18 protein-coding genes and 1 pseudogene are annotated in these 20304 nt (G+C 72.7%); 8 read left to right on the top strand and 11 right to left on the bottom strand.

The window, feature by feature from the left end; genetic code table 11:
* The first annotated feature begins 44 nt into the window (after positions 1–44).
* From dusB to QRN89_RS11165, 3 genes are all read left to right on the top strand, one after another.
* Positions 45–1190, top strand: coding sequence for a tRNA dihydrouridine synthase DusB (dusB, locus tag QRN89_RS11175; RefSeq protein WP_290349205.1), 1146 nt, complete (start codon positions 45–47; stop codon positions 1188–1190).
* A 428-nt stretch (positions 1191–1618) separates the two neighbouring features.
* The gene (gene ppdK, locus QRN89_RS11170; RefSeq protein ID WP_290349204.1) at positions 1619–4327 is read left to right on the top strand and encodes a pyruvate, phosphate dikinase; all 2709 of its coding nucleotides are present in this window, start codon (positions 1619–1621) and stop codon (positions 4325–4327) included.
* 559 nt (positions 4328–4886) lie between these two features.
* Entirely contained in the window at positions 4887–5918 is a 1032-nt protein-coding gene (locus QRN89_RS11165; protein WP_290349203.1) for an ArsR/SmtB family transcription factor, read from the top strand.
* On the opposite strand, the gene QRN89_RS11160 is transcribed toward QRN89_RS11165, so the two are convergent.
* Positions 5884–7044, bottom strand: a complete 1161-nt coding sequence (locus QRN89_RS11160) for a PhoX family protein (protein WP_290349202.1) — start codon at positions 7042–7044, stop codon at positions 5884–5886. The genes QRN89_RS11165 and QRN89_RS11160 overlap by 35 nt on opposite strands.
* A 207-nt stretch (positions 7045–7251) precedes the next feature.
* Positions 7252–7815, bottom strand: coding sequence for a hypothetical protein (locus tag QRN89_RS11155; protein ID WP_290349201.1), 564 nt, complete (start codon positions 7813–7815; stop codon positions 7252–7254).
* 324 nt (positions 7816–8139) lie between these two features.
* On the opposite strand from QRN89_RS11155, the gene QRN89_RS11150 reads away from it, so the two are divergent.
* Entirely contained in the window at positions 8140–8547 is a 408-nt protein-coding gene (locus QRN89_RS11150; RefSeq protein WP_290349200.1) for a VOC family protein, read from the top strand.
* A gap of 14 nt (positions 8548–8561) precedes the next feature.
* Here QRN89_RS11150 and QRN89_RS11145 read toward each other — a convergent pair whose 3' ends face one another.
* The 5 genes from QRN89_RS11145 to QRN89_RS11125 all read right to left on the bottom strand — a co-directional run bounded on the left by QRN89_RS11145 (position 8562) and on the right by QRN89_RS11125 (position 14599).
* Complete coding sequence (locus QRN89_RS11145) at positions 8562–9497, bottom strand: oxidoreductase (protein ID WP_290349199.1); 936 nt, start codon at positions 9495–9497, stop codon at positions 8562–8564.
* Positions 9498–9717: 220 nt separating this feature from the next.
* Positions 9718–10230 (bottom strand): DinB family protein, encoded by a 513-nt coding sequence (locus tag QRN89_RS11140; RefSeq protein WP_290349198.1) that lies wholly within the window; start codon positions 10228–10230, stop codon positions 9718–9720.
* 286 nt (positions 10231–10516) lie between these two features.
* A complete protein-coding gene (gene nirD, locus QRN89_RS11135) occupies positions 10517–10864 on the bottom strand; it encodes a nitrite reductase small subunit NirD (protein ID WP_290349197.1) in 348 nt (115 codons plus the stop codon).
* Positions 10861–13371 (bottom strand): nitrite reductase large subunit NirB, encoded by a 2511-nt coding sequence (gene nirB / locus QRN89_RS11130; protein ID WP_290349196.1) that lies wholly within the window; start codon positions 13369–13371, stop codon positions 10861–10863. Before nirB ends, nirD begins: the two co-directional genes overlap by 4 nt.
* 1 nt (position 13372) lies before the next feature.
* A complete protein-coding gene (locus QRN89_RS11125; protein ID WP_290349195.1) occupies positions 13373–14599 on the bottom strand; it encodes an NAD(P)/FAD-dependent oxidoreductase in 1227 nt (408 codons plus the stop codon).
* Positions 14600–14798: 199 nt separating this feature from the next.
* Here QRN89_RS11125 and QRN89_RS11120 point away from each other — a divergent pair, with 199 nt between their 5' ends.
* A complete protein-coding gene (locus tag QRN89_RS11120; protein WP_290349194.1) occupies positions 14799–15578 on the top strand; it encodes a sulfite exporter TauE/SafE family protein in 780 nt (259 codons plus the stop codon).
* Positions 15579–15634: 56 nt separating this feature from the next.
* On the opposite strand, the gene QRN89_RS11115 is transcribed toward QRN89_RS11120, so the two are convergent.
* The 4 genes and pseudogenes from QRN89_RS11115 to soxR form a co-directional block, all read right to left on the bottom strand.
* On the bottom strand, positions 15635–16258 hold the full coding sequence (locus tag QRN89_RS11115; protein ID WP_290349193.1) for a class F sortase: 624 nt from the start codon (positions 16256–16258) through the stop codon (positions 15635–15637).
* A 164-nt stretch (positions 16259–16422) separates the two neighbouring features.
* Positions 16423–16932, bottom strand: coding sequence for a GVDTG sorting domain-containing protein (locus QRN89_RS11110; protein WP_290349192.1), 510 nt, complete (start codon positions 16930–16932; stop codon positions 16423–16425).
* 254 nt (positions 16933–17186) lie between these two features.
* Complete coding sequence (locus QRN89_RS11105; RefSeq protein ID WP_290349191.1) at positions 17187–17972, bottom strand: aminotransferase class IV; 786 nt, start codon at positions 17970–17972, stop codon at positions 17187–17189.
* A pseudogene (gene soxR / locus QRN89_RS11100) lies at positions 17969–18491 on the bottom strand (redox-sensitive transcriptional activator SoxR). Before soxR ends, QRN89_RS11105 begins: the two are co-directional and overlap by 4 nt.
* Before the next feature lie 69 nt (positions 18492–18560).
* On the opposite strand from soxR, the gene QRN89_RS11095 reads away from it, so the two are divergent.
* The 3 genes from QRN89_RS11095 (at position 18561) to QRN89_RS11085 (ending at position 20230) form a co-directional block, all read left to right on the top strand.
* A complete protein-coding gene (locus tag QRN89_RS11095; RefSeq protein WP_290349190.1) occupies positions 18561–19253 on the top strand; it encodes an NADPH-dependent FMN reductase in 693 nt (230 codons plus the stop codon).
* A 219-nt stretch (positions 19254–19472) separates the two neighbouring features.
* Positions 19473–19805, top strand: a complete 333-nt coding sequence (gene cutA / locus QRN89_RS11090; protein ID WP_290353656.1) for a divalent-cation tolerance protein CutA — start codon at positions 19473–19475, stop codon at positions 19803–19805.
* Positions 19802–20230: a gamma-glutamylcyclotransferase family protein gene (locus QRN89_RS11085; RefSeq protein ID WP_290349189.1), complete on the top strand. Its 429-nt coding sequence runs from the start codon at positions 19802–19804 to the stop codon at positions 20228–20230. The genes cutA and QRN89_RS11085 overlap by 4 nt, the downstream gene beginning before the upstream one ends.
* Positions 20231–20304: the final 74 nt, after the last annotated feature.

Raw genomic sequence — 20304 nt, 5'->3', positions numbered from 1 at the left:
AGTACGTCTAACTAATGAATCCGGGAGTGCGCGACAATGGTGCAATGACGACGCTCGCCCAGCCCTCGACGCTGTCCATCGGCCCGCATGCCGTGCAGCCCCCGGTGGTGCTCGCGCCCATGGCCGGCATCACGAACGCGCCGTTCCGCACCCTGTGTCGGGGGTTCAGCGGGGGCAAGGGGTTGTTCGTCAGCGAGATGATCACGACGCGTGCGCTGGTCGAGCGCAATGAGAAGACGATGCAGCTCATCCACTTCGACGCGTCGGAGACGCCGCGCTCGATCCAGCTGTACGGGGTGGATCCGGTCACGGTCGGAAAGGCGGTCCGCATGATCGTGGACGAGGACCTGGCCGATCACATCGATCTGAACTTCGGCTGCCCGGTGCCTAAGGTGACCCGCAAGGGGGGTGGCTCGGCGCTGCCGTACAAGCGGAATCTGCTGCGGGCGATCCTGGCCGAGGCGGTCGGCAACGCCGGTGCCCTGCCGGTGACGATGAAGATGCGCAAGGGCATCGACGACGACCACATCACGTATCTGGACGCGGGGCGGATCGCGGTCGACGAGGGTGTGACGGCTATCGCGCTGCACGGGCGTACGGCGGCCCAGCACTACGGCGGTACGGCGGACTGGGACGCGATCGCGCGGCTGAAGGAGCATGTGCCGGAGATCCCGGTGCTCGGGAACGGTGACATCTGGTCGGCGGACGACGCGCTGCGGATGATGCGGGAGACGGGCTGCGACGGTGTGGTCGTGGGGCGCGGCTGTCTGGGCCGGCCGTGGCTGTTCGGGGACCTGGTGCGTGCCTTCGAGGGGTCGGGTGCGTATGCGCGGCCGTCGCTGCGTGAGGTGGCGGACGTGATGGTGCGCCATGCGCGGCTGCTGGGGGAGTGGATCGGGGACGAGTCCCGTGGCGTGATCGACTTCCGTAAGCACGTGGCGTGGTACCTGAAGGGGTTCGCGGTCGGTTCGGAGATGCGCAAGCGGTTGGCGGTGACGTCGTCGCTGGAGGAGTTGCGCGCTCAGCTGAGCATGCTGGAGCTGGACCAGCCGTGGCCGTCGGGCGCGGACGGTCCCCGGGGGCGTACGTCGGGGAACAACCGGGTCGTGCTGCCGGACGGCTGGCTGAAGGACCCGTACGACTGTGCAGGTGTGGGCGAGGATGCGGAGCTGGACACGTCCGGGGGCTGACCGGGCGGCGAGCGGGGAAGCGGCCGGTCCGGATCCGGGTGCGACCGGGTCCGGATGGTGGGATCCGGTCGTCGTCGGCGGCGTGATTCTCGCCACCCCTGATAAGGGTTGCGCTCAGATGAGCACTCTCGGGGTGGTTGTGACTTCAGAAAGGGTGGCACTCAGTGCCACCCTTTCTGTGTTCAATAATTGAACTCAGATGCCTGGAAGGGCGCTCATGTGAGCGGCAATTTCCCGCTTTCGGTCAAGCGCTCTTCGAGGGATGAAGATGCGAGGGGCTTCGGCTTTACGCATCGGTAACCTGCGATCTGCTGGCGGACGGGTGGTTACGGCCGAATGACGGACAAGTGGACGTACCCAGGCGCCTTCGATCTGGGTATGTTCCTCGCCGTCAGGGCAGCCACCGAGTCCTCGAGGAGTCGAGACCCGTGTCGGAAAACAAAGATCAGAAGTTCGTCTACGACTTCACCGAGGGCAACAAGGACCTCAAGGACCTCCTCGGTGGCAAGGGCGCGAACCTCGCCGAGATGACCAACCTCGGTCTGCCCGTCCCCCCGGGCTTCACCATCACCACCGAGGCGTGCAAGGTCTACCTCGACAGTGGCGAGGAGCCCGCGGCACTGCGTGACGAGGTGAGTGCGCACCTCGACGCGCTGGAGCAGCGCATGGGCAAGAAGCTCGGCCAGACCGACGACCCGCTGCTGGTCTCCGTACGCTCCGGCGCCAAGTTCTCGATGCCGGGCATGATGGACACCGTCCTCAACATCGGGCTCTCCGACAAGTCCGTCGAGGGACTGGCCAAGCAGGCCGGCGACGAGCGCTTCGCGTGGGACTCGTACCGCCGCCTCATCCAGATGTTCGGCAAGACGGTCCTCGGCGTCGACGGCGAGCTGTTCGAGGAGGCCCTGGACGAGGCCAAGGCGGCCAAGAAGGTCACGGTGGACACCGACCTCGACGCCTCCGACCTGAAGAAGCTGGTCAAGCAGTTCAAGAAGATCGTCAAGTCCGGGACCGGGCGCGACTTCCCGCAGGACCCGCGCGAGCAGATGGACCTGGCCATCAAGGCGGTCTTCGACTCCTGGAACGGCGACCGGGCGAAGCTCTACCGCCGCCAGGAGCGCATCCCCGGCGACCTCGGCACCGCGGTCAACGTCTGCTCCATGGTCTTCGGCAACCTCGGCCCGGACTCCGGCACCGGTGTCGCCTTCACCCGCGACCCCGCCTCCGGCCACCAGGGCGTGTACGGCGACTACCTGCAGAACGCGCAGGGCGAGGACGTCGTCGCGGGTATCCGCAACACCGTGCCGCTCGCGGATCTGGAGTCGATCGACAAGAAGTCGTACGACCAGCTGATGCAGATCATGGAGACGCTCGAGACGCACTACAAGGACCTGTGCGACATCGAGTTCACCATCGAGCGCGGCCGGCTGTGGATGCTGCAGACGCGCGTCGGCAAGCGCACCGCGGGTGCCGCCTTCCGGATCGCCACCCAGCTCGTGGACCAGGGGCTCATCGACGAGGCCGAGGCGCTCCAGCGCGTCACGGGCGCCCAGCTGGCGCAGCTGATGTTCCCGCGCTTCGACGAGGCCGCCCGGGTGGAGAAGCTCGGCCGGGGCATCGCCGCCTCCCCGGGCGCGGCGGTCGGCAAGGCGGTCTTCGACTCGTACACGGCGGTCAAGTGGTCCCGTTCCGGTGAGAAGGTCATCCTGATCCGCCGGGAGACCAACCCGGACGACCTCGACGGCATGATCGCGGCCGAGGGCATCCTGACCTCCCGCGGCGGCAAGACGTCCCACGCGGCCGTCGTCGCCCGCGGCATGGGCAAGACCTGTGTCTGCGGTGCGGAGGAGCTGGAGGTCGACACCAAGCGCCGCCGGATGACGGTGAACGGCACCGTCGTGGAGGAGGGCGACGTCGTCTCCATCGACGGCTCCACCGGCAAGGTGTACCTCGGTGAGGTTCCGGTCGTGCCCTCGCCGGTGGTGGAGTACTTCGAGGGCCGGATGCACGCGGGCGCCGACGACGCCGACGAGCTGGTCCAGGCCGTGCACCGGATCATGGCCTACGCGGACCGGGTACGGCGGCTGCGCGTGCGCGCCAACGCCGACAACGCCGAGGACGCGCTGCGGGCGCGCCGTTTCGGGGCCCAGGGCATCGGGCTGTGCCGCACCGAGCACATGTTCCTCGGTGAGCGCCGCGAGATGGTCGAGAAGCTGATCCTCGCGGACACCGACGACGAGCGCGAGGCCGCGCTGAAGGCGCTGCTGCCGCTGCAGAAGAAGGACTTCGTCGAGCTGTTCGAGGCGATGGACGGGCTGCCGGTGACGGTGCGCCTGCTGGACCCGCCGCTGCACGAGTTCCTGCCGGACATCACCGAGCTGTCGGTGCGGGTGGCGCTGGCGGAGGCCCGCAAGGACGCCAACGAGAACGATCTGCGTCTGCTGCAGGCGGTGCACCGTCTGCACGAGCAGAACCCGATGCTGGGCCTGCGCGGCGTGCGTCTCGGTCTGGTCATCCCGGGGCTGTTCACCATGCAGGTGCGGGCCATCGCGGAGGCCGCGGCGGAGCGGAGGAACGCCAAGGGCGACCCGCGTGCCGAGATCATGATCCCGCTGGTCGGCACCGTCCAGGAGCTGGAGATCGTCCGCGAGGAGGCCGAGGAGGTCATCGCGGAGGTCGAGGCGAGGACGGGCGTGGAGCTGAAGCTGGCGCTCGGCACGATGATCGAGCTGCCGCGGGCCGCGCTGACCGCCGCTCAGATCGCGGAGGCCGCCGAGTTCTTCTCGTTCGGCACCAACGACCTGACCCAGACGGTGTGGGGCTTCAGCCGGGACGACGTGGAGGCCAGCTTCTTCACGGCGTACCTGGAGAAGGGCATCTTCGGCGTCAGCCCGTTCGAGACGATCGACAAGGACGGTGTGGGCTCGCTGGTGCGCAGCGCGGCGGCGGCCGGTCGGGCGACCCGGCCGGACCTGAAGCTCGGTGTCTGCGGCGAGCACGGCGGTGACCCGGAGTCGGTGCACTTCTTCCACGAGGTGGGCCTGGACTACGTCTCCTGCTCGCCGTTCCGGATCCCCGTGGCCCGGCTGGAGGCCGGCCGCGCCGCGGCGCAGTCCTCCGGCAGCGACAGCCGCTGATCCGGCCGCCGGCCGCGCTCGCGGCCGGCTCCCGACCCCGGGGCCGTCGGTGGTCCCCGACCCTCACCGACCGGCCGGCGGCCCCGGTGCACCAAGGGACGAGCGGGACGGGCACCTTGTGCGGAGGTGTCTGTCCCGCTCGTTTCCTTTTGGCGATTCCTGTTGTCGGCGGGTCCTGTCGTGGCGGGTGCCGCCGACGAGTCCTGTTGAATGACGGACCAGTAGCGCGCTTTAACGGAAGCTTGATTTTCGCCATTCGTTGAGCAAAGAACAGGCGGGGCGCGGTCGACGGATCCCCACCCGCCGGCCGCGCCCCATTACCGATGTCGGACACGGAGCCGCAACCTCCGCCGACCGCCGCCAGGCGCGGAAAGCCCCCCACGGTCTTTGCCTCGCCCCTCGGTACTCGAAGGTTTCGCGTCCGACGTCGTACAGCTTTTCGGTTCACTGCCCTGTTACGCGATGCGTTTCAACTGTGGCTGAAACACCGTGGTAACGTCCTGTGATTGCATGCATACTCAGTGACGGGGGCGATTGCGGATGCAACAGTGGGGGTTCCGTGCTGCGAATCCACTTCACCGGTGAAGACCTCGCCAGGGTGCGGATGGCGGCCAGACCGGACGTTTTGTGGGAAGTGATTCTGAGTTTCCACCGTTTACGGGACCGGCGCGGCGCCACCGTCTTCGGGGAATGGCGGACGGAAACCCGCGCCCGGCTGAACGGTGAAACACGGCTCCTCGCGGCGCTCGTCCCGCAGCGCGGCTATTTCCCGGACTTCCTGACGCCTCCCGAGGCGCTGGAGGGCCTGGAGGAGGGGCTGGAGGCGCTGCGCGCCACCCCCGTGCGCCGGCTCGGCACCGAGCTCGCGCTGCTCGCCGCCGAGCGGCCGCACTCCGTGCTGACGGGCCGGCTCGCCGGGCTCGCCGAGGGCGAGGAAGGGCCGATGGACCGGCTCGTCGGGGCGCTGCGCAGCTACCACCGGTCGGCGATCGAGCCGTACTGGCAGCACATCCAGGCGGCGGTGGAGGCCGACCGGGCCGTGCGCGGCAGGGCGCTGCTCGACGGGGGCGCGGACGAACTGCTGGCCTCGCTGCCGCCGATGCTGCGCTGGCGGGCGCCGGTGCTGGAGGCGGACTACCCGGTGGACCGGGAGCTGCGGCTGGAGGGGCGCGGGCTGCTGCTGCAGCCGTCCTACTTCTGCCGCGGCACGCCCGTCGTCCGCCGGGACCCCGCGCTGCCGCCGGTGCTGGTCTATCCCGTGACCCACACCGGGTCGCCGGTGACGTGGGAGCGGGACGGGCTGTCGCTGGGCCGGCTGGTCGGCCACACCCGCTCGGCGGTGCTGCAGTCCATCGGCAGCGGCTGCACGACGAGCGAACTCGCCCGCAGGGCGGGGGTGTCGCTCGCGTCCGCCAGCCAGCACGCCTGCGTGCTGCGGGAGGCCGGGCTCGTGGTCACGCTGCGGAACGGGAACGCGGTGCTGCACACGATGACGCCGCTGGGCACGGCCCTGCTGAGGGGCCGCGCCCAGCGTGAGCCGGAGCCGCCGGGGGTGCTTACGCCCGGAACGGTCCCGTCACCTCGTAGGTGATGCCGCCGGAGGAGCTGCCGCTGGTGCCGCGCTGGCTGGAGAAGTACAGCCGGCGCCCGTCCGGGGAGAAGGCCGGTCCGGTGATCTCCGAGCCGGACTGGCCGTTGATCCGCAGGAACGACGCGACGACGTCGTCCGGGGTGATGACGCAGATCTCCATGTTGCCGCCGTCCTCCGCGACGAACAGATCGCCGGAGGACGAGCCGGTGACGTTGTCCACGCCGGTGAGCGGAGCCGAGCCGCCCGTCACCAGCGAGTCGTCGTAGGCGAGTTCGTAGGTGCCGCTGGTGAGGTTGAGCTGCCAGAGACGGTTGTCGCCCTTGGTGGTGAACCACAGGGTGTCGTTGGCGTAGTGGCAGCCCTCGCCGCCGTTGAACCGCTTCGCGCCCGACACCTGGCTGCGGGTGGCGGTGGGGGAGCCGTCCGGGTCGGGCACGTTCGCCCAGCTGAAGGAGCCGGAGGAGGCCGTCCCCGCGACGAGTACCTGGAGGGTGCCGGAGGACAGGTCGCCCCAGGTCGTGGGGATGAAGCGGTAGAGGCAGCCGTTGCTCTCGTCCTCGGTCAGGTACACGACCCTGCGGACCGGGTCGGCCGCCGCGGCCTCGTGCTTGAACCGCCCCATGGCGTCCCGGCGGACGGCTGCGTTCACGCCCCACGGGTCGGTCTCGTAGACGTAGCCGAGGCTGACCTCCTCGCACGACAGCCAGGTGTTCCACGGGGTCTTCCCGCCCGCGCAGTTGGTGCGGGTGCCCGACAGGATCCGGTACGCCCCGGTGATCGCGCCCGACGAGGAGAAGCGGACCGCGCCCGCCCCGCCGGACGGGTTGATCTCGGAGTTGGACACGTAGATCCAGCCGGTGCCGTCGGCGAAACAGGCACCGCCGTCGGGCGCGCTGTGCCAGGTGTACGAGGTGGAGGCGACCTTCTGCCCGGACCGGGCGATCACTCTGCTGGTGAATCCGGCCGGCAGCTGGATGCCGTTGGCGTCGGCCGCGCCGAGCGCCCCGTACGGTCCGGGGCCGGGCTGCGCCGGGGCCGCGGAGGCGGCGCCCTGCCACAGCGTGCCTCCGAAGGCGGCCGCGGACGTGCCGATGACCGCTCCGCGCAGGAAGCTGCGTCGTTCCACTGTCACTCCAGGGGGGTCGTGACCGCCCTGCCCCGCCGGACGGCGGGACAGGGTCGCGCGCCAACGGACCCTAGGAGTACGGAATTGACACCGAGTCAACGAAGGGTGACGTGGAGACGTACCGCACGGGGCTGGGCGGGCGGGCCCCGCGTCGTGCCGCGTGCCACCGCGCGCCGGGAGCCCCCGTGCCACCGGCCGGGACGGGGCTCAGCTCTCCAGCTGTTCCTTGAGGTCCGCCAGGCGCTCCTTCCAGAACGCCTTGTACGCCGCCACCGCGTCGGCGTCCGGGAGCTTCGTGTGGCCGAGGCCGATCTGGGTCTTTCCCTCGCCCTTCACGGTCAGATGGACCGAGACGCGGCTGGTGCCGCCGTCCCAGTCCGCGGTCACGGACTTCCCGGGCCGGTGGGTGCGCAGGGTGAACTCCCCCTCGGGGAGCCAGCGGGCGCGCAGGGTGTCGTCGACGAACCACGGGGTGACGAGGCGTGCCGGCACGTCGACCGTCTTGCTGCTCGAGGCCTGCCAGTCGCCGCCGGAACCCTGCCCGACGGCGCGCATGCCCCGCTCCTGCTCGTAGCCCACGGTGATCGACTGCGCGTACCAGCCGGGGACCCCGTGGGTGTCGACGAGGTGGCGGGCGATGGCGGTGTGGCCGTGACCGGTGCCGCCCCAGGCGTCGAGGACGGCGAACCAGCCGTCCCAGTCCTTGCCGGTGGCCTCGCGCAGGGCCTGCCCCGACAGCTTCTCGGTGATCTTCCTGCCCGCGGTGCTCATGGGGCCGACGGTACCGCGCACCCGCGCACCGCGGGCGCCACGGAGGCCCGCGCGCGTTCGCCGATCGCGTCGGGCGGGACGGCCTGGGAAACGGCGTGGAAGCGGTGTTCGCGGCCGACGGCCCGGAAGGATGACCGTACGGGCGAGAGCGAGAGCGAGAGCGAGAGCGAGGGCGACCGCGTCCGCCCGGGCCGCGGACGCGGATCCTCCGGAAAGTGTCCCCGCCGCGGGCGATGAGTTCGGCACACGCCCCGGGTCTACCCCCACGACAAGCGACGCCCGAGGGCGCGACGACGAGCGAACACCACGAGAGAGGCACCCGCCATGTCCCAGATGATCTTCGTGAACCTGCCGGTGAAGGACCTCGACGCGTCGAAGGCCTTCTGGGAGGCGGTCGGCTACACCTTCAACCCCCAGTTCACCGACGAGACCGCCGCCTGCATGGTCATCAGCGACACGATCTTCGCGATGCTCCTGACCGAGGCCCGGTTCAAGGACTTCACCAAGAAGGACGTCGCCGACGCGGCCACCAGCACCGAGGTGATCGTCGCACTGAGCGCCGAGAGCCGCGAGAAGGTCGACCAGCTGACCGACGCGGCCCTCGCGGCCGGCGGCTCGCCGGCGAACGAGCCGCAGGACCACGGCTTCATGTACGGCCGTTCGTTCCAGGACCCGGACCACCACATCTGGGAGGTCGTCTGGATGGACGAGAAGGCCGCCGAAGGCCGGTAGTCCCGGCCCGGGCGTCAGCCCTCGAGATCGTCGTACGTCACGCCGGTGAGCTGCTCGGAGGCCACCCAGAGCCGCTCGCCGGCGACGTCGTCCACCGTCCACCCGGCCCGCCGGGCCCCGGTGGGCGCGCCCCGCCGGCCCAGCGGGGGCGGTCCGGTGAACGAATCGGGGCGCACGCCGGGAGCCGTCGCCGCGTACAGCGTGGGCAGCGCCCCCGCCTCCGCGGACCGGGCGAAGACCCGGTTGCCGAGCTCCGCGAGCCGTTCGGCGGTCCGGCGGCCCTCCATCCTCGCCCCGGCCGTCTGGAGGTTGGTCGCCGCGTAGCCGGGGTGCGCGGCCGCCGCGACGACGTCCGAGCCGGCGGCCCGGAGCCGCCGCGCGAGCTCGTGCGTGAACAGCAGATTGGCCGTCTTGGAGCGGCCGTAGGCGATCCAGCGGCGGTATCGGCGTTCGCTGTTGAGGTCGCCCATGTCGATGTCGGCCACCGCGTGCATCGCGCTGGACACGGTCACGACCCGGGCGCCGGAGGTGTTCAGCAGCTTCCGGACGAGCAGCCCGGTCAGGGCGAAGTGCCCCAGGTGGTTGATCCCGAACTGGGCCTCGAAGCCATCGGCGGTCCGGCCGTACGGCAGGGCCATGACGCCGGCGTTGTTGACGAGCAGGTCCAGCGTCCCGGGGGTGTACGACTCCGCGAACGCCCTCACGGACGCCAGGTCGGCGAGGTCGAGCGGCCTGAACTCCACGTCCGCGCCGGGCACCTGGCGCCGTACGAGCTCCTCGGCGTACCTGCCGCGCTCCTCGCTGCGGCAGGCGAGCAGCACCCGCGCCCCGCGCCTCGCCAGTTCCCGGGCCGTGACGAGCCCGATGCCGCTGTTGGCCCCGGTGACCACGGCGGTGCGGCCGCTCTGGTCGGGGATGTCGTGCGTCGTCCAGCCGGTCGTCGACGGCATGCGGTGCTCCTCCGGTTCCGGTCACTCGGCGGGTCTCGCCGGCGCGCGTGCCTGCGCGGTGCGCGCCTGGCCGGTGCGCCGGCGGGCGCCCGGTGCGCCGGTGGGGGCGAGCCGTGCCGCCAGAGTAGGGCCGGCCGTGCGGGCGGGTAAGGAGCAGGTCCGAGTGCCCGTCAGGCGGGTGTGCCGGGGCCGGCCGGCGGGTGCGTCCCGGCGTGCCCGGTCAGTAGTAGCCCTTCTCCCCGTCGAGCAGTTCCCGGACGGTGTCCAGGTGACCGGCGTGCCGGGCGGTCTCCTCCACCATGTGGATCAGCATCCAGCGCAGGGACGCGGCGGACGACGTGTAGTCGGGGTGGCGGCCGGTCTCGTCGAGCGAGTGGGCCGCGACGATCTCGTTGGAGATCGCGCACTGCCGCTCGTACTCCTCCAGCAGGCGCGCCAGCGGGACGCCCTCGACCCGCATGTCGGCGTCCTCGGGCGACTCGGCGAACTGCGGGCCGTCGGCGGGCCGGCCGAGGAAGAGGACCTCGAACCAGGCGTTCTCGGTCCAGCGGAGATGGGAGACGATGCCCGCCACGGTCATCAGGGGCGAGGTCGGCAGGACCGGCCGGTGGGCGTCCGCTTCCGCGAGGCCTTCGCACTTGTAGGCGACGATCGCGCGCTGCATGTCGAGCCAGCCGACGAGCTGGGTCCGTTCGTCCGCCACGAAGGGGGGACGTATGCGGGGAAGGGTCATGGGCGCCGACCGTAGTGGAGGCCCGCTCCGGGCCGCACGCGGATTACCGTCCGCCGGGGGCGCGTTCCCCCCCGGGCTCCTCCGGCCCCCAGGGCTCCTCCGGCTCCTCCGGCTCCCCCGGCGATCGCCGGTTCGCGCGTGCCCGCCCCGCAGGAGCGGGCCCCTCCCGCCCGACGCCGGCCCTGCCCCCGGCGCGCGGTCCCGTCCGGCGGCGACGGGTTCTCCCGGCGGGCGCCCTCGGGGATCCGGGCCGGCGCCCCCCGTCGCGCCGCCGGCCCGGGTCCCGTCAGGTCCAGCGCACGGCGTACGCCCGCACCGACACCTCGTCGTCGTCCAGGCAGCGGCCCGTGGCCAGGTCGAAGCGCTGCTTCAGCAGCGGGGAGGCGACGAAGGCCCGCCCGTCGGCGGAGCCCAGCAGGCCCCGGGACAGGACCTGGGCGCCGGTGAACGGGTCGCGGTTGTCGATCGCGTACGGCGTCCCGGAGCGGTCCAGGAAGACCGCGGCCTGCCGGCCGTCGGGGAGCAGGGCTGCCATGCCCCGGCCCGGGGTGAGCCGGGTGATCTCGCAGACGGGCAGCCAGCTGCCGCCCAGTTCGAGCTGGAGCGTGATCGCGGGTGCGTCCTGGATCGTCATCGGGCGGTCGTCCCTTCCAGGGTGAGTACGGTGAGGTCCGGCTTGATCTGGTCGCGCTCGGGGACGAACTTCACCGACGGGTCCGGTGCGTCCGGCGCGTTCACGAACGACACGAAGCGGCGCAGCCGGTCCGGGTCGTCGAGGGTCTCGGCCCACTCGTCGCGGTAGCCGGCCACGTGCCGGGCCATCATCGCCTCGAGTTCGTCGCACAGTCCGAGGGAGTCGTGGACCACGACGTCGCGCAGGTGGTCGAGTCCGCCCTCCAGGCGTTCCAGCCACACCGACGTGCGCTCCAGGCGGTCCGCGGTGCGGATGTAGAACATGAGGAACCGGTCGATGAGCCGGACGAGTTCGGCGTCGGAGAGGTCCTGGGCGAGCAGGTCCGCGTGGCGCGGGGTGGCCCCGCCGTTGCCGCCGACGTACAGGTTCCAGCCGCCGGCGGTGGCGATGACGCCGAAGTCCTTCGACTGCGCCTCGGCGCACTCGCGGGCGCAGCCGGAGACCGCCGACTTCAGCTTGTGGGGGGCGCGCAGACCGCGGTAGCGCAGTTCGAGGTCGATCGCCATGCGGACGCTGTCCTGGACCCCGTAGCGGCACCAGGTCTGTCCCACGCAGGACTTGACGGTGCGCAGCGACTTTCCGTAGGCGTGGCCCGATTCGAAGCCGGCGTCCACCAGGCGGGTCCAGATGGAGGGCAGCTGGTCCACGCGGGCGCCGAACAGGTCGATCCGCTGGCCGCCGGTGATCTTGGTGTAGAGGCCGAAGTCCCGGGCGACCTCGCCGATCACGATGAGCTTCTCGGGGGTGATCTCCCCGCCGGGGATGCGCGGCACGATCGAGTACGAGCCGTTGCGCTGCAGGTTGGCGAGGAAGTGGTCGTTGGTGTCCTGGAGCGCGCCCTGCTCGCCGTCGAGGATGTAGCCGTTGCCGAGGCTGGCGAGGATCGAGCCGACGGCGGGCTTGCAGATCTCGCATCCGTCGCCGCCGCGGGCCTCCTCCCGCCCGTGGGAGTCGAGGAGTTCGGTGTACGAGGTGAGGCCGAGTGTGCGGACGATCTCGTACAGCTCGCTGCGGGTGTGGGAGAAGCAGGCGCACAGGCCCTGGTCGGCGGCCTGTGGCAGCAACCGGCCGATGATCTTGACGCAGCTTCCGCAGCCCGTGCCCGCCTTGGTGCACTTCTTCACCTCGGGCAGGGTGGTGTGGGCGCAGATCTCGCCCTTGGTGACGTTGTGGCAGGAGCAGATCACGGCCTCGTCGGGCAGCGCGGACGGGCCGAGGGCGACGGGTGCCCCGGCGCCGGCGGGCAGCACCAACTGCTCGGCCGGTACGGGGGGCACGGTGCCGGTGAGCGGGCGGAGCATGCCGTACGAGTCGGCGTCGCCGACGAGGACGCCGCCGAGCAGGGCGCCGTCCGCGCCGACGACCAGCTTCTTGTAGACGCCGGAGCGGGAGTCGGCGTAGACGACGTCCAGACTGCCCTCGGCCGTGCCGTGCGCGTCGCCGAACGAGGCCACGTCCACGCCGAGGAGCTTCAGCTTGGTGGAGGTGTCGGCGCCGGTGAAGGAGCTGTCGGAGGTGCGGTCGGCGAGGACGTCCGCGACGGTCTTCGCCATGTCGTAGCCGGGTGCGACGAGCCCGTAGACCCGCCCGTCCGAGGCGAGGGCGCACTCGCCGATCGCGTACACGTCCGGGTCGGAGGTGCGGCACCGCTCGTCGACGACGATGCCTCCGCGGTCGCCGACCGCGAGGCCCGTGTCGCGGGCCAGCTGGTCGCGGGGGCGCACGCCCGCGGAGAAGACCACCAGGTCGGTGGCGAGAGACGAGCCGTCGGAGAGGTTCATGCCGGTGACGACGGAGCCGTCGGCGACGATCTCCTGGGTGCCGACCCCGGTGTGGACGCTCAGGCCCATGCCCTCGATGGTGCGCAGCAGCGCGGCGCCGCCGCCGTCGTCGACCTGCACCGGCATCAGCCGCGGCGCGAACTCCACGACGTGGGTGTCCAGGCCCAGGCCCTTGAGCGCGCCCGCCGCCTCCAGGCCGAGGAGCCCGCCGCCGACGACGACGCCGGTGCGGCAGGTCTTGGCGTACTCCTCGATCGCGAGGAGGTCCTCGATGGTGCGGTAGACGAAGCAGCCCTCGGCGTCGCGGCCGGGTACGGGCGGTACGAACGGGTAGGAGCCGGTGGCCAGGACGAGCGTGTCGTACGCGAACGTCCGCCCGCTGCGGGAGGTGACCGTGCGGGCGTCGCGGTCGATGTGCTCCGCCGGGTCGTCGAGGTGGAGTTCGATGCCGTGCCGCGCCATGAACCCGTCCTCGACGAGGGAGAGGTCGTCGGGTGTCCGGCCGGAGAAGTACGAGGTGAGCTGGACCCGGTCGTAGGCGGGGCGCGGTTCCTCGCACAGCACGACGACCCGCGCGCGACCGGTGACGCCGCGCTCCGCGAGGGCCTCCAGGAAGTGCTGGCCGACCATCCCGTGGCCGACGAGCACGATCGTGGGGGTGGTCATCTCAGAGTCCTCCATCGGTGGTGAGCAGGTGGAGCAGGGGTGCGTCGGGGAGAGGGTCGTCGCCCTCCCAGGCCCGGGCGAGCGCGCCGACGGAGGCGAGGTCCCCGAGGAGTACGCCGCCGACGAGCCGGTCGCCGCGGACGACGACCTTGCGGTAGGCGCCGCGGGTGGCGTCCGCGAGGCGCACGACGTCGTCCCCGGGCCGCGGCGACGGCTCACCGAACGCGGCGACGTCGAACGCGCCGGCGGAGCCGAGGGTGAGCCGGGTGAGGGACCGGGTGCCGGTGTAGCGGGGGGCGCCCGGCCCCCGGCCCGGTACGGTCGCGGCCGTCAGGACCGCCGCCAGCACGTCGGCCTGTTCCAGGGCGGGGGTCGCCAGTCCGTAGACGGTGCCGCCGTGTTCGGCGCAGTCGCCGACGGCGTGGACGTGGGGGTCGGAGGTGGTGAGGGTGTCGTCGACGACGACGCCCTGGCGGACCGTGAGGCCCGCGTCCGCGGCGAGGCCGGTGCGGGGGCGGACGCCGCAGGCGAGGACGACGTGGTCGGCGTCCAGGACGAAGCCGTCGGCGAGTTCGACGCCGGTGACGGCCCCTTCGCGGTGGCGCAGCCCACGGGCGTGGCACTCGGTGTGGACCTCCACGCCGAGTCCTTCGAGGTGGCGGCGCACCAGGCCGCCGGCCTCCGGGTCGAGGTGGCGGTCCATCAGGGTGGGGCCCTGGTGGGCGACGACGACCTCCGCTCCGCGTTCGGCGAGCGCCCGGGCGGCGGAGACGCCGAGCAGTCCGCCGCCGACGACGACCGCGCGGCTGCCGGGCCGGGCCACGGCCGCGAGCGCCAGGCAGTCGTCGAGGGTGCGGAAGGGGTGGACGCCGTCCGGGAGCCCGCCGTCGAGTCCGCGCAGCGGCGGCAGCACCGGGTTCGACCCGGTCGCCAGCACCAGCCGGTCGTACTCCGCCGTCGAGCCGTCGGCGCAGTGCACGGTCCGCGCGGCCCGGTCGATGCGTACCGCCCGCACCCCGCGCCGCACCTCGGCGGCGCCCTGGGGGACCGGGGGCAGCGCGATCACCTCGGGCCCGTACCGGCCGGCCAGGACGTCGGCCAGCAGCACCCGGTTGTAGGGGGCGTGCGGCTCCTCGCCGAGCAGCGTGACGTCGTGCGCCGGGGCGAGCTGCCGCGCCAGCCGCGTTCCCGCCATCCCGGCGCCGATCACCACGATCCTCGAATTCATGTACGCAGCGTGCGATGCGGGTGTTACCCGTCCGCATCCCGGTTGTTTCCCGTGCGGAACACTGCCCTCAGCGTCCGTCCCGCCGCCGTGTGAGGGCAGGGCCCCCGGCCTGGGTCCGCCCGCGACGCGAACCTCAGAGGCAGCTCAGAACTCACGGGATCGATGGACGGCACATGCATCTTGTTCGTAGGGTCGCGCCATGCCCGACATATCGCTGACCACCCTCGTCCTCCTCTGTGCCGCCGCGGCGGCGGCCGGCTGGATCGACGCGGTGGTCGGCGGCGGGGGGCTGCTGCTCCTGCCGGCGCTGCTGCTCGGTATGCCGCAGGTGCCCGCCGCGCAGATCCTCGGCACCAACAAGGCGGTCGCGATCGTCGGCACCACCGGAGCGGCGGTCACCTACGTCCGCAAGGCCCCGGTGCAGGTGGGGACGGCGGTGCGGATCGGGCTCGCCGCGCTCGCCGGCTCCATGGGCGGGGCGTTCTTCGCCGCGGGCATCAGCAGCGACGTCCTCCGGCCCGTGATCATGGTGGTGCTGCTGGCCGTCGCGGCGTTCGTGATGCTGCGCCCCTCCTTCGGCACCCACGGGGACCGGGGCCCGGTCACCCGCGCCCGCATCGCCACCGCGATCGTCCTCGTCGGCGGCGGGATCGGCTTCTACGACGGCCTGTTCGGGCCCGGTACCGGCACCTTCCTGGTGCTGGCCCTGACCGCCGTGCTCCACCTCGACCTGGTCACCGCCTCCGCCACCGCCAAGATCGTCAACGTGTGCACCAACGCCGGCGCGCTCGCGATGTTCGCCCACCAGGGGACGGTGCTGTGGCAGCTGGCCGCGCTGATGGCGGTGTTCAACCTGGCGGGCGGCATGTTCGGGGCGCGGATGGCGCTCCGCAAGGGCGCGGAGTTCGTGCGCGGGGTGCTGCTCGTGGTCGTGTTCTCGCTGGTGGCGAAGCTGGCGTTCGACCAGTGGTCGGGGTAGGGGCATCGGTGGGGGAGGGGTGCGCGCGGCGGCGCCGGGCGGACGGGCGGCGCGCCTCAGCCCCGTGACGCGGGCCCACGCACCCCGACCAGGTGCGCGAAGGCGACCACGTTGCCCCGGTAACCGGTCCGCTCGTCGAACGGGCCGCCGCAGGTGATCACCCGCAGTTCGGCCCTGCGCGCGGCCCCGTACACCTTCCGGTCGGGGAAGGCGTCGTTCTCGTACACCTCGACCGCGTCGACCGTGAAGACCGCCGTGCGGCCGTCCTCGCGGAGGACCTCCACGTGGTTGCCCTTCTTCAGGGTGCCCAGCTTGTAGAAGACGGCGGGCCCGTCGGCGTTGTCGACGTGACCGGCGACGATCGCGGTGCCCCGGGCGCCCGGGGCGGTGCCGCCGGCGTACCAGCCGGCCACCTCGCCCTGGTCGGCGGGCGGCACCTCCAGGCTGTTGTCGGGGGCCAGCCCGAGCCGGGTCACGGGGGCGTCCACGGCGATGCGCGGGATGCGCAGCCGGACCGGCGGCGACGGGGGCAGCGGAGGGGCGGCGGCGTCCGTGTGCCGGCCGGTGGCGAAGGCCTCGGCGGCGGAGGGGGTGGGCGGGGTGACGGGCCGCGCGCCGTTCTGCACGAGCCACACCCCGGCGCAGACGGCCACGGCCAGCAGAAAGCCCTTCGACTTCATGGACTCCTCCGGGGACTCCTCGGGCGCCCGCTCCGGGAGGCGCGCTCTGGGAGACGCCCGCTCCGGGAGGGGAAAACTCCCCGCCCCCGTCAGCCGGACGAAGCATGACGGGGGCGGGGACGGCGGTACGAGGGACGGTGGAGGCCGAGCGCGAACGCTCTCCGTCAGCCCTGCGCGCCGCTCGCCCGACGGCGCAGGAGCCAGGTCCCGCCGACGGCGGCCGCGGCCAGGACGGCCACCCCCGCCGTGATCTGGGTGATGTCGGGGCCGACGCTGCCGCCGACTCCCGTCTTCACATGGCCACTCGGTTCGTGCCCGTGGGCCCGCACCACGAGATCCCCGGAGGCCTTGTTTCCGTTGTCACAGAGCACGGCGACCGTGTAGGTCCCCGGCTCGGTGTCCTCGGGCACCGTGAACTTGCCGACCGCGGCGCCCTTGCGGGCGCCGGGTGCCAGGTCGAACCCGTCCGCGCCGAGCGACTCGGCGTCACCCGTGCCGTGACCGCGCGCGCCGCACGCGGTGGTGCTCACCGTCACGGAAGCGCCGGCGGTGGTGCTCGAGGGGGACAGCGTCAGCGTCCCGGGGTCCGCCGCGGACGCGGCGGGGACGGCCGTCGCACCGATGCAGGCGGCCGCGAGCGCGGGGCCGACCAGCAGGCGGGCGGTGGTGCGCATGACGTCCTCCGGGGCGATGGCCGGTGCCGCCGGACCGTGGTGCCGGCGGCCGTTCCCTACACCTCAAGAGGTAAGGCGGAGTCCGCCCCCACGCCTGCTGATGGGCGATCAGATTCGCTCGAACCGTACGGCGTGTCCCCTTGGACCGGCGGCGTCGTCGCAGGTCACAGGGGTGCGATTGCGCCATTGGCCGGGCGGTTCGAGCGGCCGCGCCGAACGAGTGACGCCCCTCGCGCGAAGGCGGCCGGGCGTCGTCAGATCGCGTCCCACGGGACCGTCCCGTACGCCTCGTCCAGCCGCCGCACCAGCTCCCCGTCCACCGCGAACTCCGTCGTGCCGATCCGGTGGACGGGCGCGAGGCCCTGCGAGTTCATCTGGACCACCGCCGGGTACGCGCCGAGGTCCGCGAGCCGCACCTCGCGCCGCACGGACGGCAGCAGCCGCTCCAGCAGCGCCATCGTGATCCCGCGCAGCGCCGGCGCGTCCGGCCACACCAGCGAGGTGCCGTCCCAGAACGCGACGTTGGTGACGTGGCCCTCCGCGATCTCCCCGCCGGGGCCGGTCAGCAGCGCGTCGTCGAAGCCCGCCAGGGCGGCGGCCCGCCCGTAGTACGGCTGACCCACCCCGCCCGCGTGCTTGATGTGCGGGACCGGCCGCAGGAACGGCACCGGCATCATGCTCCGGGGCGCGCCCGGCATGGTCCGGGGCTCCCGCACCGCCACCACCACCGTCGGCGCCCCGCCCCCGGTCGCCGCCCCGTACACGTACACGCGCACGCCCGCGTCGCTCCGGCCGGATCCGTCGAGGGCCCGGCGCACCAGCGTCCGCACCCGGTCCCCGTCGAGGTCCGTGCCGAACAGCTCGCGCGTCCCGTGCCCCAGCCGCTCCAGGTGCAGCGCCAGGCCCCGGACCCGGCCGTCGCGCACCTGCATCGCCGTGAAGTGGCCGTACGCGCCCTGGAGCACCGGGATCACGGCGGGGTCCAGCCCGGTCGCGGGCCGGCCGTCGATCTCGATGTGCACGTTCGGCGGGTTCGTCATCCGTCCCACCCTAGGCCGTCTCTGACAGGCCGTGTCCGACGAACGGCGCCGTCCGCCGGGACCGCTGCGGGCCCGGGCCCGCTGCGGTCCTCGAGCAGACGGCGGGGGCCGGGGCCGTGCGCGCCCAGCTCGTCACCGGGGTTGGGCAGCACACACCGGTCGAGCGACAGACAGCCGCAGCCGATGCAGTCCGTGACGTCGTCCCGGAGCCGCTGGAGCGTACGGATCCGCACGTCCAGGTCCTCGCGCCGGCACCCGGAGATCCGGGGCCCAGTCCTCCCGGGTGGGCGTGCGGTCGTCCGGCGGCAGCCCCAGCACCTCGCGGATGGTGGCCGAGGGGATGCCGAGCCGCTGCGACGTCCGGATGAACGCGACCCTGCGCAGCGTGTCCCCGGTGTGGCACCGCTGATTCCCGGGGGTGCGGCTGGTGATGAGCCCCTCGCGCCCGGAGAGGCGCAGTGCCGAGGGGGCGACACCGCTGCGCTCCGCCGGCTCACCGTGGCTTCCTTGGCGTCCCAGTCGAGATGCGACATGGCGCCCGGGCCGGCGCTTGACCTCAACAAAGGTTTACGTATCACGCTGATCGGCATGGACATCACCCCGCAGGCGTCCCTCGCCGCCCCGTCATCCCTCGCCGCCCCGTCATCCCTCGCCGCGCCGCCGTCCGCCGCGGCCGAGTCGCACGCCCCCGCCTCCGGCCCCGCCGCCCCGCTGCGGCTCGCCCTGGTCGTGGGCAGCAACCGCGAGGGCCGCTTCGCCCCGGTCGTCGCCGACTGGTTCCTCGTCCGGGCAGGCGCCCGCGAGGACTTCACCGTCGACGTCGTCGACCTCGCCGAGGTGGATCTCCCCACCGCGCTGTCGGGCAGCCCCCGCCCCGCCGTGCGCGCCGAACTCGCCAAGGTCTCGCCCCGGCTCGCCGCCGCCGACGCCTTCGTCGTCCTCACCCCCGAGTACAACCACTCGTTCCCGGCCGCGCTGAAGGCCCTCATCGACTGGCACTACACCGAGTGGCAGGCCAAGCCCGTCGGGTTCCTCTCCTACGGCGGCGTGTCCGGTGGGCTGCGCGCGGTGGAACAGCTGCGTCAGGTCTTCGCCGAGATGCACGCCGTCACCGTCCGGGACACCGTCTCCTTCCGGAACGCCGGTGAGCAGTTCGACTCCGAGGGCCGGCACCGGGATCCGGCCGCGCCCGAGGCCGCCGTCAAGACGATGCTCGACCAGCTCGCCTGGTGGGGCTCCGCGCTGCGCGAGGCCAAGGCGCTGCGGCCGTACGGCGGCTGAGGACGACCCGGGTGCGCCCCGCCGGTCCGGCCGCGCGCCACCCAGCCGCCCGGCCGGGCCCGGCCGGGCACGATGCGCCGGGGCCGGGAGCGGCACGGGACCACCGGCCGGGGCCGGCACTGGATCACCGGACGCGGTCAGTGGTAGACGTACCGCCGTGAGCCCGGCCCCCGCCGGGGCGCAGGCCGCGCGGACCCACCCGTCCGTGCCGTGGGAGGAGTGTTCGTGATCCGGGCCCTGACCGTTCTGACCACCACCGACAGCGCCGCGAAGGCCGAGGAACTGGCGCGCGGCGCGGTGGAGGCGAGGCTGGCCGCCTGCGCGCAGATCTCGGCGCCCGTCACCTCCGTGTACCACTGGCGGAACGCCATCGAGACCAGCGAGGAGTGGCAGGTCCTGCTCAAGACCACCGAGGACCGCTACGAGGCGCTGGAGACCCATCTGCTCGCCCACCACGACTACGACACCCCCGAGATCATCGCGACCCCGGTCGTGCGGGGCAGCGCGGGGTACCTGGCGTGGATCGCGGCGGAGACCGCGGAGCAGGCGTGACGGGCCGGTACCGGGAGCCGCGCCTGCCGTTCTTCGTCTACGGCACCCTGCGCGCGGGCGAGCACAACCACGACCTCTTCCTGCGCGGGCGCACCTCGGCCGAGGAACCCGCCCGGTTGCGCGGCGCGCTCCTGTACGAGGGGCCTGGCTATCCGTACGCGATCGAGGGCGACGGCGTCGTCACCGGCGAACTCGTCACCGCGGCGCCCGAGCGGTACGGCGAGCTGATAGCCGTGCTGGACCACCTGGAGGAGTACTTCGGCCCCGGCGACCCGCGCAATCTCTACGTACGGGTCGAGCGCCGCGTCCACACGGCGTCGGGCACCGTACCGGCCTGGGTGTACGTGGCGGCGGGCCCGGTGGCGCGCGAACTGCGCGCGCAGGGCACCCCGATCCCCGGAGGCGACTGGTCCGCACGGGGCTGACGCCCCGGCCGGCGCGGCGCGCCGCGCCGGTGGGCCGCGCCGGGGTCACGGGGCTCCCGCCCGCGTCCCCCAGG

Origin of the sequence: Streptomyces sp. HUAS CB01, assembly GCF_030406905.1 — a bacterium.
Classification (GTDB): domain Bacteria; phylum Actinomycetota; class Actinomycetes; order Streptomycetales; family Streptomycetaceae; genus Streptomyces; species Streptomyces chengbuensis.
Note: the sequence above shows the minus strand (reverse complement) of the source record. Positions and strands in the feature narration are given on the sequence as shown.